10 protein-coding genes are annotated in these 13,359 nt (G+C 68.5%); 5 read left to right on the top strand and 5 right to left on the bottom strand.

From position 1 onward, the window contains the following. Positions 1 to 102: 102 nt before the first annotated feature. Entirely contained in the window at positions 103 to 1,914 is a 1,812-nt protein-coding gene (locus EJC51_RS24510; protein ID WP_126273049.1) for a YibE/F family protein, read from the bottom strand. A 253-nt stretch (positions 1,915 to 2,167) separates the two neighbouring features. Here EJC51_RS24510 and thiC point away from each other — a divergent pair, with 253 nt between their 5' ends. Both thiC and EJC51_RS24500 read left to right on the top strand, forming a co-directional pair. Then, the gene (gene thiC / locus EJC51_RS24505) at positions 2,168 to 3,973 is read left to right on the top strand and encodes a phosphomethylpyrimidine synthase ThiC (protein WP_126273048.1); all 1,806 of its coding nucleotides are present in this window, start codon (positions 2,168 to 2,170) and stop codon (positions 3,971 to 3,973) included. Positions 3,974 to 4,062: 89 nt separating this feature from the next. Beyond that, a complete protein-coding gene (locus EJC51_RS24500; protein WP_244362821.1) occupies positions 4,063 to 5,076 on the top strand; it encodes a hypothetical protein in 1,014 nt (337 codons plus the stop codon). A gap of 117 nt (positions 5,077 to 5,193) precedes the next feature. Here EJC51_RS24500 and EJC51_RS24495 read toward each other — a convergent pair whose 3' ends face one another. From EJC51_RS24495 to EJC51_RS24485, 3 genes are all read right to left on the bottom strand, one after another. Then, positions 5,194 to 6,060, bottom strand: coding sequence for a hypothetical protein (locus tag EJC51_RS24495; RefSeq protein ID WP_126273046.1), 867 nt, complete (start codon positions 6,058 to 6,060; stop codon positions 5,194 to 5,196). A gap of 193 nt (positions 6,061 to 6,253) precedes the next feature. Then, the gene (locus EJC51_RS24490; RefSeq protein ID WP_126273045.1) at positions 6,254 to 7,336 is read right to left on the bottom strand and encodes a metallophosphoesterase; all 1,083 of its coding nucleotides are present in this window, start codon (positions 7,334 to 7,336) and stop codon (positions 6,254 to 6,256) included. A 228-nt stretch (positions 7,337 to 7,564) separates the two neighbouring features. Continuing rightward, the gene (locus EJC51_RS24485; RefSeq protein ID WP_079083271.1) at positions 7,565 to 8,677 is read right to left on the bottom strand and encodes a LacI family DNA-binding transcriptional regulator; all 1,113 of its coding nucleotides are present in this window, start codon (positions 8,675 to 8,677) and stop codon (positions 7,565 to 7,567) included. A 429-nt stretch (positions 8,678 to 9,106) separates the two neighbouring features. Between EJC51_RS24485 and hisC the strand changes: the two genes are divergently transcribed. After that, complete coding sequence (gene hisC, locus EJC51_RS24480) at positions 9,107 to 10,186, top strand: histidinol-phosphate transaminase (protein WP_126273044.1); 1,080 nt, start codon at positions 9,107 to 9,109, stop codon at positions 10,184 to 10,186. A gap of 27 nt (positions 10,187 to 10,213) precedes the next feature. Here the strand turns inward: hisC and EJC51_RS24475 are convergent, their stop codons facing one another. Further along, the gene (locus EJC51_RS24475) at positions 10,214 to 10,588 is read right to left on the bottom strand and encodes a cyclophilin-like fold protein (RefSeq protein WP_126273043.1); all 375 of its coding nucleotides are present in this window, start codon (positions 10,586 to 10,588) and stop codon (positions 10,214 to 10,216) included. Positions 10,589 to 10,819: 231 nt separating this feature from the next. Here EJC51_RS24475 and EJC51_RS24470 point away from each other — a divergent pair, with 231 nt between their 5' ends. Next, entirely contained in the window at positions 10,820 to 12,334 is a 1,515-nt protein-coding gene (locus EJC51_RS24470) for a cytochrome ubiquinol oxidase subunit I (RefSeq protein ID WP_126273042.1), read from the top strand. 18 nt (positions 12,335 to 12,352) lie between these two features. Then, positions 12,353 to 13,357 (top strand): cytochrome d ubiquinol oxidase subunit II, encoded by a 1,005-nt coding sequence (gene cydB, locus EJC51_RS24465; protein ID WP_126273041.1) that lies wholly within the window; start codon positions 12,353 to 12,355, stop codon positions 13,355 to 13,357. Positions 13,358 to 13,359 lie beyond the last annotated feature (2 nt).

The raw sequence follows: 13,359 nt of genomic DNA, 5'->3' as shown, positions 1-13,359 counted from the left end.
ACGGCGTTGTGGCTGGCCGGCTGGGTGGGTGGCCGTGGCCGAGTGGCTGGGCCGGTTGGGGCGTGGCCGGGTGGAGCGTGGCCGGTTCGGGCCGGCTCGGCGTCAGTGCTTGCGGCGACGCCCGCGGCCACCCCGTGCGGCGGCAGGCTGCGGAGCCTGGGCGCCCTGTGAGCCGTACGACCCGGCCTGTGCATGTGCTTGCGTGCCCGCCGGAGTCGGCTCGCCGCCCGTCGGAACCGTGCCGGAGCCAGGCCTGTCGGCCGACACCACCAGCGCGGCGAGGGCCGTCGTGACCGGGACGGATGCCACCAGGCCGATCGAGCCGACCAGCGTCCGCACGATCTCCTCCGCGACCAACTCGCTGTTGGCGACCGTCCCCACGCTGCTCTGCGCGATCGAGAAGAGCAGCAGCAGGGGCAACGCCGCGCCCGCATAGGCGAGGACGAGCGTGTTGACGACCGAGGCGATGTGGTCGCGCCCGATGCGGATGCCCGCCCGGTACAGCCCGCGCCAGCCCATCGAGGGGTTGGCCTCGTGCAGCTCCCAGACCGCCGAGGTCTGTGTCACCGTCACGTCGTCGAGGACACCGAGCGAGCCGATGATGACGCCGGCGAGCAGCAGACCGCTCATGTCGATCGACGGATACAGGCCGTGGATCAGACCGGTGTTGTCGTCGGTGTTGCCGGTGAGCGCCGCCCAGTCGATGAACAGCGAGCCGAGGATGCCGATCAGCAGCAGCGAGATCAGCGTGCCGAGCACCGCGACGGAGGTTCTCGCCGACAGCCCGTGACACAGATACAGCGCGATCAGCATGATGGCGCTCGACCCGATCACGGCCACGACCAGCGGGTTCGAGCCCTGGAGGATCGCGGGCAGGATGAAGAAGTTCAGGATCATGAAGCTGATCGCCAGCGCGACCAGTGCCATGACCCCGCGCAACCGCCCCACGACCACGACGGCCAGCGCGAAGATGCCGGCGAGCAAGGCCATGGGAAGCCGGCGGTTCACGTCGGTGACCGAGTACTGCAGGTCCTTCGGGGCGGAGGGCTCGTAGGCGACCACGACCTTCTGGCCCTCGTGCAGCTGCCGCGACTGGTCCGGCTGCACGATCTCGGTGAACGTACGGCCCTTGTCCTTGCCGGTGTCGACGCGGATGGTGGCCTTTTTGCAGGTGCCACCGGCCTGTTGCTGGGCGGAGGAGCCCTCGGCGGTGGAGGTGTCGCCGGTCGGTGTCTCGCCCGAGGCGTTGACGGACTTGCAGCTCACCTCGTCGACCTTGGTGACGGTGGCCTGCTGGGTCTGCCGGTCGAAGCCGACGCCGGTGCGCTCGTGCGCGGGGGCGCCGCCGGGCCACAGCACGACGAGGCCCACCAGAACGGCGGCGCCGAACGGGATGAGGATCGCCGCGATGACCTTGCGCAGGTGCTTGGAGACGGGGGCCGCGGGGCCGTGGCTGTGACTGTGGCCGTGTGAGTGGCCGTGGCCACCGCCACCTCCGGTGCCACCCGCATCTCCTGTGTCGCCGCCGCTGCCTTCCCTCGGGAAGGCGCCGTGCCCGCCACCGGTGTCGTGCGCGTGCTCGTGGCTGTGGCTGGGGGCGCCGGCAGAGTTGTGGCCGGGGTCGTGACCGTGGTGGTGACCGCCGCCGCTTGCCGACCCGCGTTCGACCCGGCCGCCGGGTCGGGGACCGTGCTCGGACCCTCCGCCGGGTCGGGGACCACGCTCGAACCCTTCGCTGGGGCCGGATCCGTTCCAGTTGCCCGCCCCAGGCCCGTTCCAGCCGCCTGCCTCAGGCCCGTGCCGTTCATCCGACCCGGGCCCGTTCCAGTCGTCCGGCCCGGGCTGAGCGCCGCCTCTGCGGCCGGGGCCACGGGGTGGCTCGGGCGGATACGGGGGCTGCGGTGTCGTGGTCACCGACCGATCATCGCAAGAACGGCAGGGGCCCTCTGTTCACCGCGCCCGAATTGACGCTAGCGTGGAGCCACCTTTGTACACGCGGGAGCTCGGAGCACCGGGCTGAGAGGGCGCTGACCTCCGTCCCAGCGATGTTTCACGTGGAACGTCGTCACCAGTGAGTGACGTTCCCCACGGAACATCGGCAGACGGAAGCCGCTGCGTCGACCGCCGAACCTGTTACCGGGTAATGCCGGCGTAGGGAGTAGGTCTCATGACCATCAAGGACGCACGCACGCCTGCCTCCAGCCAGGACGAACAGCCCATCCAGGGCCAAAAGTCCACGGAGAGCGGGAAGTCCATCGGCTGGCACAAGGGGTACGTCGAGGGCTCGCGCCCCGACCTTCGAGTGCCGGTCCGTCAGGTGCACCTCACCAACGGGCAGTCGGTCACGCTGTACGACACATCGGGCCCGTACACCGATCCCCTGGTCGATACCGATGTCCGCCGGGGCTTGGCCCCGCTGCGGGAGAACTGGATCATCGCCCGCGGCGACACCGAGGAGTACGCGGGTCGTCCCGTCCGTCCCGAGGACGACGGCATCAAGCACACCTCGCCGCGGGGCGGCAACCTGCGCAACCTCGACGCGGTCTTCCCGGGGCGGCCCCGACTGCCGCGCCGGAGCCGTGACGGCGGAGCGGTGACGCAGCTGGCGTATGCGCGCCGCGGCGAGATCACGCCCGAGATGGAGTACGTGGCCATCCGGGAGAACGTGGCGCCCGAAGTCGTCCGGGACGAGATCGCGGCGGGGCGCGCGGTGCTCCCGGCCAACGTCAACCACCCGGAGATCGAGCCGATGATCATCGGCAAGCGGTTCCTGGTGAAGGTCAACGCGAACATCGGCAACTCCGCGGTCACCTCCTCCATCGAGGAGGAGGTCGAGAAGATGACCTGGGCGACCCGTTGGGGCGCCGACACGGTCATGGACCTGTCCACCGGCCGCAACATCCACACCACCCGCGAGTGGGTGCTGCGCAACTCCCCCGTCCCCATCGGCACGGTGCCGCTCTACCAGGCGCTGGAGAAGGTCGACGGCAAGGCCGAGGAATTGACCTGGGAGATCTACAAGGACACGGTCATCGAGCAGGCCGAGCAGGGCGTGGACTACATGACGGTCCACGCGGGCGTCCGCCTGCCGTATGTCCCGCTGACCGCGAACCGCAAGACGGGCATCGTCTCGCGCGGCGGCTCGATCATGGCGGCGTGGTGCCTGGCGCACCACAAGGAGAGCTTCCTCTACGAGAACTTCGAGGAACTCTGCGAGATCCTCGCCGCCTACGACGTCACGTACTCGCTCGGCGACGGCCTCCGGCCCGGTTCGATCGCGGACGCCAACGACGAGGCGCAGTTCGCGGAGTTGAGGACGCTCGGGGAACTCAACACGATCGCCAAGCGTTTCAACGTTCAGACCATGATCGAGGGCCCGGGCCATGTCCCGATGCACAAGATCAAGGAGAACATCGACCTTCAGCAGGAGATCTGCGAGGAGGCTCCGTTCTACACGCTCGGCCCGCTGACCACGGACGTCGCCCCGGCGTACGACCACATCACGTCGGGCATAGGCGCCGCGATGATCGCGTGGTGGGGCACGGCGATGCTCTGCTACGTCACGCCCAAGGAGCACTTGGGCCTGCCCAACCGTGACGACGTGAAGACCGGCGTCATCACCTACAAGATCGCGGCCCATGCGGCGGACCTCGCCAAGGGACACCCTGGCGCACAGGAGTGGGACGACGCCCTGTCGGACGCCCGCTTCGAGTTCCGCTGGGAGGACCAGTTCAACCTGGCCCTCGACCCCGACACGGCCCGAGAGTTCCACGACGAGACCCTCCCGGCGGAGCCGGCCAAGACGGCCCACTTCTGCTCGATGTGCGGTCCGAAGTTCTGCTCGATGAAGATCTCCCAGGACATCCGCCGCCAACACGGCAGCAGCCAGGGTGAGATCGAGGAAGGGATGGCGCAGAAGTCGAAGGAGTTCGCGGCGGCGGGGAACCGGGTGTATCTGCCGATCGCGGACTGACGTCCGTTCGTCGGCGCTGCTCCGGAGGGGGGCCGGGTGCCTTCGGGGCAGCGCCGACGTGCTTTCAGGGATGAGGGGTGGGTGGAGTCTTGATCGTTGTCGAAGTGACGGAAGAGGCGCAGTCGCTGGTGTGGGACGGCGATGATCTGGTCGACGTGGTGGGTGGGGGTCGCCGTTGGGGTCCTGACGGCGTGGAGCATCCTGGCCCCGTCAACCATGGGTTTCCCTTCGACCGGAGCATCGTCTCCCCGTCCGGTCGCTACTCCGTCGTCTATGCCGAGCGCGGCACCAAGGCACTGCTGCTCGATGGTGATGGGCTCGTCCGTGAGCTGAACCGGAGCTACTACCAGGCTGATGTCTTCGACTACCCGGTGGCGCTCGGGGCGTTGCAGGACGGGCGCGAGGTTCTGGTCCACTGCCCGGAGGAATACAACGTCCTGGAGATCGAGGATGCGGAGTCGGGAGAGCGGCTCACCGTCGGCGAACGTCGTCCCAAGGACGTCTTCCATTCGCGGCTGGCGGTGAGCCCGGGTGGGACCCACCTGTTGTCGGCGGGCTGGTTCTGGCATCCGTACGGGGTGGTCGAAGTCTTCGACCTGACCAGTGCGTTGACCGACCCTGCCGTGCTCGACGGTCAGGGCGTGCTGCCCGAGGACCCGGGCATCGATGCGGAGGTCGCCTCGGCCTGCTGGCTTGATGGCGACCGCCTGGCTGTGGCGACCGGGGAGGAGCCTCACGACGAGGAGGAGACCACCCCTGCCTTGGGCCGACGGCAGTTGGGCGTCTGGTCGCTCTCCGGACGACGGTGGATCCATCGCAGCAAGGTCGATTTCGCCCTCGGCACTCTGATCGCGCGGGGCGACACGGTCGTCTCGCTGTACGGGCATCCGCGGCTGATCGATGTCACGACGGGCGGCGTGGTGGCGGAATGGCCCACCGTGGAGGTGCCCCGGAGAGACGGCAGCTACGGCGTCACTCATATCCCGTCGCCCGTGGTCGCCCTGCACCCGGACGGCATCCGCCTGGCCGTGGCCCAGCCGGACAGCATCGCGATCATCACCCTTCCGATGAGGGAAGAATCGCGGCTGCCCTTTCAGGGCTGAAGACGCCGGAGAGGTCACGTGCGGAGCTGAAGACGTCGAAAGGGTTCGCGTCGGCCGGACATCCGGCTTGCGCTCCCCCGAAGGCGGTTGCCCGCGGCGAGGGGCGCAAGCCGGGGGTTACTCCGGTTGGTGTTCGGGGCCGCCGAAGTCCGGGCTGGTGTAGTCCGGGCTGGTGAAGCTGGGGCGGGACCCCGTGGTGCCGTCGTCCGGGCTGCTGAAGCCCGGCCGGCCGTAGCCGAGGTTGGGCATGCGGCTGGGCGCCTGCGGTGGCGTGCGGTGCAGGGCGGCCGCGGTGCCGGGGTCGGCCAGGGCGTCCCGCAGGAAGGGCAGGACACCCCGCTCCAGCAGGGCGTCGTGCCAGGCTTCCCTGGCGCGGGCGACCTCCCCGGTCAACTCGGCGTACGGCCCGGTGTCGACGAGCGAGGGGCGGTTGCGCAGGGCGGTGAGCAGCAACCCCACCGCGGCGACCAGGATCGCCACCGCGGTCATCGCGCCGAAGACCCAGCCGGTGGTCAGCATCGTCTTGGCGAACGCCTGTTCTGGGTCGAGCATCTTCAGGATGTAGCCGACCAGCAGGAATATCGCCGCGGCGGTTCCGGCGAGGACGGGAGCCAGCACCGCGACGACGGCGACGGCGCCCGCGCCGGCGGTCTCGGCGACCTCTCCCATGGTGGCGGCGAGCCCCGCCGCGCTCGAACCGGACTCCGCGGAGCCGGTCTCGCGCACGGACGTCGGGGTGGACGGCGCCGGCTGGCGCAGTTCCTCGCGGACCTTCACGTAGTGCTGGTACTCGGTCGCCGCGGCCGCCGTGATGATCGCGGTGGCGTTCAGCGCCATGGTGCGCAGCTGTTCGGGATTGAGCCGCTGTCCCACAGCGGCCAGTTCCGGGCGGTGTGGGGCGGAGCGCAGCGCCTCATCGAGGATCCGCTCGTATTCCTGGCGGTCCTCGCTCAGCAGGTGCTGCGGAACGCTGTTCATGTGCATCCCCCGATGCTCCGTAGGGCTTGGGGCTCGCATGACTGTGAGCCGTCGGGCAGAAACGGAGGGGAGCCTGCTACGGATAAGCCGATGGTAGAGCGGTCACCGCACAGGGTGACAGGGGGTTTCCAGAAATTGCGCCCTGGCCTGCGCCGTCTCCACTCGGTCCGTCATGGGGGATCGTCTGCCCGGTGAATCTTCAGATATCCAGCGGAAGTTGCTGGACCAGCAGCTTTCCGGCCATGGTCACCCCGCCGTCCATCGCGATGGCCAGCCCGTCGGCGTAGACGTGCGGTCCCTCGACCACGGGGCCTCCTTCGTCCTCGCCGTCCTCGGAGCCGACTTCGCCCAGGAGGTAGGGAATCGGGCTGTGCCCGTGAACGATCCGGGTGCCGCCGTACGTATCGAGCAGGGAGCGCACATGGTCGGCGCCGCCCTCGTCGCGGAAGGAGAAGCGCTTGGTGAACTTGCGGAACAGGTCCCACACCTCGTCCGCGTCGTTGCGCGTGAGGGTCTCGCGGACCGTGTCGTTGACCGCCTCGATCGAGTCGCCGTAGTCGAGGTAGGCGGTGGTGTCCGAGTGGACGAGCAGATGACCGTCGACGGCCTCCATGGCGTCGAGGCGGGCCATCCACTGCAGGTGGTGGTCCTGGAGGCGGTCCATGTCCGTTTTCTGCCCGCCGTTGAGCAGCCAGGCCGCCTGGAAGGTGGCGGTGCCCGCGCCGGAGTTGACGGGGGTGTCGCCGAACCGCTTCGCGCCGAGCAGCAGCAGTTCGTGGTTGCCCATGAGGGCCTTGCAGTAGCCGCCGGCCGCGGCGGCCTCGGCGGACAGCCGCATCACGAGGTCGATGACGCCGATGCCGTCCGGTCCGCGGTCGGTGAAGTCGCCGAGGAACCACAGCCGGGCGGTGCCCGCGCACCAGTTGCCCGCGGAGTCGATGAGGCCCTTCTCCTGGAGGGCCGCCATCAGCTCGTCGAGATAACCGTGCACATCCCCTACGACGAACAGGGCGCCCGGCCCGTCCACGGGCTGCGGGACCACGGCCGGGTCGACGGTCACCTGGAGCGTGTCACCGCGGTTGACGACCGGAAGGTTCCGCTCCGTGGGGGTGTACCCCTCCGGGTAGGCCTCGGGGTACGCCTCCTCGTGGGGCGGCGCGACGTCGCCGGGGTGCGTGCTGTGGCCGTACGGACCGGTCTCGTGGACGTACGCGGGCACCCGGAAGTCGCGCAACGTCGCCGTCCGCTCCGCCTCGGGTCCCTGACCGGCCCCCTGAGTCATCAGACCCCTCCACCATCGCGCCGCATCTGCACCGCTTCGGACTGCCTGGTCGCAGCGGCCCGCGGTGTCGTGGGCCCATCATAGGAATGCGGATCGCGCCATGTGATGACCCAGGGGTGGTGAATCGGCGCAAGAGTCCAGTTCACCGCGGCTTTCGCCCCGATTGGGCCGGGGTTCGGCCACCTGCTGACGACCCGGTGACGGCCGTACGGCGTCGACGTCCGCGCTCTACTTCTCCTCCGGTGACCGGGGCGGGCTGACGGTCGTCCGCGGCGGGCGGCGCTGGGACGAGGTGCGCACGATCAGCTCGGTCGGTATCACCTGCTCGACCGGCTGGTCCGATTCGACGCCCTCGATGGCGTCGATGAGGAGCTGGACGACCGCCGTGCCGATGCGCCGCGGTTTCAGCGAGAGCGTGGTGATGGGCGGCTCGGTGCTGGCGTACACGGTGGATTCGCTGCAGCAGACCAGAAGCAGGTCCTCCGGTACGCGCAGTCCGTAGCGGCGTGCGGCGGCCAGCAGGTCGGTGCCGTTGGGGTCGAACAGCCCGTAGACGGCGTCGGGCCGGTCGGGCCGGGCCAGCAGCCGGTCGGCGGCGACGGCGCCGGCGCACGGGTCGTGCGCCGGATAGGCCTCGTACACCGGGTCCTGGCCGACGCGCTCGCACCAGCGCAGGTACGCCGTCGTCGACAGATGGGTGTACGTGTCGGTCGACGTCCCCGTGAGCAGGCCGATGCGGCGGGCGCCGGCGTCGGCCAGGTGGTCGAGGATGCCGAGCACGGCGGCCTCGTGGTCGTTGTCGACCCACGCGGTCACCGGCAGCTCGCCGGCCGGGCGGCCGTCGGAGACCACCGGCAGTCCTTGCCGGACCAGTTCGCTGACGACCGGGTCCTGGTCGGACGGATCGATGACGACCGTGCCGTCCAGGGCGACGTTCGACCACACGTCGTGGCGCGAGGTCGCCGGGAGGATGACGAGCGCGTAGCCGCGGGCGAGCGCGGCCGAGGTGGCGGCCCGGGCCATCTCGGCGAAGTACGCGAACTCGGTGAAGGTGAAAGGTTCATCCCCGTACGTCGTCACGGTCAGGCCGATGAGTCCCGACTTGCCGGTACGGAGGGTCCGGGCCGCCGCCGAGGGGCGATAACCCAGTCGGTCGGCGACTTCTCGGACATGGCGCCGGGTGGCGTCCGGGAGCCGGCCCTTGCCGTTGAGGGCATCGGAGACGGTCGTGATGGAGACTCCGGCGGCGGCGGCCACATCTCTGATGCCCGCCCGGCCCGGCCGGCTGCCTCGACGTGAGGTTTCCGCGCGGCTCACCTGGTGCTTCCCTGCTGCTGTCATGGCGAGCCGATAGTAGGGCTCATGCGGTGGGGTAGTGCGGACGCATATGCACGCGTTGACAGGCACGTTTCTGCATGGTCATACCATGTCAATTCCCTTCGAATGAAAGGGAGTTGAGCGATTCAATGCCACTACGTGACTTGTCGGCACGCATGAGCCTGCCAAGTCCTCGATGTTTCGAAGAGGTCTCAACTCACCTTCACGAGGGATGCGCGCCACGGCGCGCACCACCGGCGCATAGATATATGTGAGAGCGCCCTGCGATTCGTCTGCCTTCGGGCGGTGATGCCCCTGATGCCTGTGAGGCTGATGGGGTTTGCGATCTCCTGCGTCCCACCAGTACGCACCGGCGCCGAATCCTCATAAGGTATGGAGTATTGGAAGCCGGCGGCGGCGACGGGGCCGCCGGCGGTCGCGAGGAGGACTGCGGTGAGCGAGACGAGCCCCAAGCTGCGCGCCGAGCTGGAGGGTATCCCCACCTACAAGCCGGGCAAGCCCGCCGCGGCCGACGGCCCGGTCGCCTACAAACTCTCCTCCAACGAGAACCCCTATCCGCCCCTTCCGGGTGTGATGGAGAGCGTCACGGCGGCGGCCTCGTCCTTCAACCGCTACCCGGACATGGCCTGCACGGGCCTGATGAACGAGCTGTCCGAGCGCTTCGGCGTCCCGCTCGCGCACCTGGCCACCGGCACGGGTTCGGTCGGCGTCGCCCAGCAGCTGATCCAGGCGACCTCGGGACCCGGCGACGAGGTCATCTACGCCTGGCGGTCCTTCGAGGCGTACCCGATCATCACGCAGATCAGCGGCGCGACCTCGGTGAAGGTGCCGCTGACGCCCGGTGATGTGCACGACCTGGACGCGATGGCCGCGGCCATCACCGACCGGACGCGGCTGATCTTCGTCTGCAACCCCAATAACCCGACGGGCACGGTCGTGCGGCGGGCGGAGCTGGAGCGATTCCTCGACCGGGTGCCGAGCGATGTGCTCGTCGTCCTAGACGAGGCGTACCGCGAGTTCATCCGCGACACCGAGGTGCCGGACGGGGTGGAGCTCTACCGCGACCGGCCGAACGTCTGCGTCCTGCGGACCTTCTCCAAGGCGTACGGTCTCGCCGGCCTCCGGGTCGGATTCGCCATCGCCCATGAGCCGGTGGCGGCGGCGCTGCGCAAGACCGCGGTGCCCTTCGGCGTCAGCCAGCTCGCGCAGGAAGCGGCGATCGCGTCGCTGCGTGCGGAGGACGAACTGCTCGGCCGGGTGGGCTCCCTGGTGTGTGAGCGCAACCGTGTGGTCGAGGGGCTGCGCGCTCAGGGCTGGACGGTGCCCGAGACCCAGGCCAACTTCGTGTGGTTGCGGCTGGGGGAGCGCACGGTCGACTTCGCGGCGGCGTGCGACCGGCACGGCGTGGTGGTCCGGCCGTTCCCCGGCGAGGGTGTGCGGGTGACGGTCGGAGAGGTCGAGGCGAACGACATCTTCCTGAAGGTGGCGGAAGGCTTCCGTAAGGAGCTCTAGTTCGGCCCTGGTTCTCGATAAGGAGCTCTAGTTCTCGACGAGTTCCACCCGGACCGGGTCACCGTCGCGCACGGTCGCGAGGTGGCCCGGTTCGTCGTCGAGGCGGCCGAGCACGTTGCACGGACTCGCGAGGCGGCACTCGTCGCCCCGCGAGATCGGCGTGGGCCCGTAGGGGAGCGCGAGAGCGTCGCCGTCGGTCCAGAAGGCCACGGTGCCGGGCTCGACGACCTGCCGGGCGCTTGTTTCACGTGGAACCGAGACGCCCGTGTCGAAGTAGACCTCCTGGCCCCAGGTGTGGGCGGTGGAGACGAGCGGCAGTGCCTTGGCGAGAGCCTGGGCCGTTGGGGTGTCGTCGAGGGTCGCGGTGAGATGGCCCGAGGGCCAGGAGATCCGTATCTGCATGGGCGGTAATTCAACAAGATGTTGAAGTCGCTGCCAAGGGGTGCCGCACGCCCCTTGTGTGCAGTGCCACATGGCCCAAGCGGGCCCCCCTGTTCGGCGTCGAAAATCAGTGCGTCATAATTGCTTGTGAATGTGAACGCGTTCACAAGCGTGTCCCGGTTGCTCCAGTGATGTGTGTGACATAAGGGGCAAACTGCCGCTGTATCACGGCGACGTAAGGAGACTGACGACGTGGACCTGGCTCTGGCGCCGGAGACACTGGCGCGCTGGCAGTTCGGCATCACCACCGTCTACCACTTCCTGTTCGTCCCCCTGACGATCTCGCTCGCGGCTCTCACGGCCGGCCTGCAGACCGCGTGGGTGCGCACGGAGAAGGAGAAGTACCTCAGAGCGACGAAGTTCTGGGGCAAGCTCTTCCTGATCAACATCGCGATGGGTGTGGTCACCGGCATCGTGCAGGAGTTCCAGTTCGGCATGAACTGGTCCGACTACTCGCGCTTCGTCGGCGACATCTTCGGTGCCCCGCTCGCCTTCGAGGCCCTGATCGCCTTCTTCTTCGAGTCGACGTTCATCGGGCTGTGGATCTTCGGCTGGGACAAGCTGCCGAAGAAGATCCACCTGGCCTGCATCTGGATGGTCTCGATCGGCACGATCCTGTCGGCGTACTTCATCCTCGCGGCCAACTCGTGGATGCAGCACCCCGTCGGCTACAAGATCAACGAGGCGAAGGGGAGGGCCGAGCTCACCGACTTCTGGCACGTCCTGACCCAGAACACCGCGCTCGCGCAGGCCTTCCACACCCTGTCCGCCGCGTTCCTGACCGGTGGCGCCTTCATGGTCGGCATCTCCGCCTTCCACCTGCTGCGCAAGAAGCACATCAGCGACATGAAGACCTCGCTGCGGCTCGGCCTGGTCACCGTCATCGTCGGCGGTCTGCTCACCGCGATCAGCGGCGACACCCTCGGCAAGATCATGTTCGAGCAGCAGCCGATGAAGATGGCCGCCGCCGAGGCCCTGTGGGACGGCGAGAAGCCGGCGCCCTTCTCGGTCTTCGCCTACGGCGACGTCGACGCCGGTCACAACAAGGTCGCCATAGAGATTCCGGGACTGCTGTCCTTCCTGGCCAACGACGACTTCAACTCGTACGTCCCGGGCATCAACGACGTCAACAAGTCCGAGCAGGAGAAGTTCGGACCGGGCGACTACCGGCCCAACATCCCCGTCGCCTACTGGGGTTTCCGGTGGATGATCGGCTTCGGCATGACGTCCTTCGCGATCGGCCTGCTCGGACTCTGGCTGACCCGCAAGAAGTTCTTGTTGCCGCAGCACCTGCGGGTGGCCGACGACGAGGTGCCGCATCTCGTGCTGCTGCCCCGCGGCAAGAAGGCCCTCGGCCCGACGCTCACCAAGTGGTACTGGCGCATCGCCGTCCTGACCATGGGCTTCCCGCTGATCGCCAACTCCTGGGGCTGGATCTTCACCGAGATGGGCCGCCAGCCGTGGGTCGTCTACGGCGTCCTGCAGACCCGCCACGCGGTCTCCCCCGGTGTCTCCCAGGGCGAGGTCCTCACCTCGATGATCGTCTTCACCACGCTGTACGCCATCCTGGCCGTCGTCGAGGTCAAGCTGCTCGCGAAGTACGTCAAGGCCGGCCCGCCCGAGCTCACCGAGGCCGACCTCAACCCGCCCACGAAGATCGGCGGCGACACCCGTGACGCCGACAAGCCGATGGCCTTCTCGTACTAGGCCGAGGGAGAGCGAGTCATGGAACTTCACGACGTCTGGTTCGTGCTCATCGCCGTCCTGTGGACCGGCTACTTCTTCCTGGAGGGCTTCGACTTCGGGGTCGGCATCCTCACCAAGCTGCTGGCCCGCGACCGGCCCGAGAAGCGGGTGCTGATCAACACGATCGGCCCCGTCTGGGACGGCAACGAGGTGTGGCTCCTCACCGCGGGCGGCGCGACCTTCGCCGCCTTCCCCGAGTGGTACGCCACGCTCTTCTCCGGCTTCTATCTGCCGCTGCTGATCATCCTGGTCTGTCTGATCGTTCGCGGGGTCGCCTTCGAGTACCGGGCGAAGCGGCCCGAGGAGAACTGGCAGCGCAACTGGGAGACCGCGATCTTCTGGACCTCCCTCATCCCCGCGTTCCTGTGGGGCGTCGCCTTCGGCAACATCGTGCGAGGCGTGAAGATCGACAAGAACTTCGAGTACGTCGGCACCTTCTGGGACCTGCTCAACCCCTACGCCCTCCTCGGCGGCCTGGTGACGCTCACGCTGTTCACCTTCCACGGGGCGGTGTTCACGGCGCTCAAGACCGTCGGGGACATCCGGGAGCGGGCGCGGAAGCTGGCGCTTCAGGTCGGGCTCGTCACGGCCGTGTTCGCGGCGATCTTCCTGCTGTGGACGCAGGTCGACAGCGGTGACGCCAAGAGCCTGGTCGCCCTGGTCGTGGCCGTCGCCGCCCTGATCGCCGCCCTGGTGGCCAATCAGGCCGGGCGTGAGGGCTGGTCGTTCGCGCTGTCCGGCGTCACCATCGTGGCCGCCGTGGCGATGCTCTTCCTGTCGCTCTTCCCGAACGTCATGCCGTCCTCGCTCCACGAGGACTGGAGCCTGACGGTCACCAACGCCTCGTCGAGCCCGTACACCCTGAAGATCATGACCTGGTGTGCGGCGATCGCCACGCCGGTCGTCCTGCTCTATCAGAGCTGGACCTACTGGGTGTTCCGCAAGCGCATCGGAACGCAGCACATCGCCGAAGCCACGCATTGAGG

The sequence above is a fragment of the Streptomyces aquilus genome (assembly GCF_003955715.1).
In the GTDB taxonomy this organism is placed as follows: domain Bacteria; phylum Actinomycetota; class Actinomycetes; order Streptomycetales; family Streptomycetaceae; genus Streptomyces; species Streptomyces aquilus.
The sequence above is the reverse complement of the archived record's forward strand: the minus strand, read 5'-3'. Positions and strand labels throughout refer to the sequence as shown.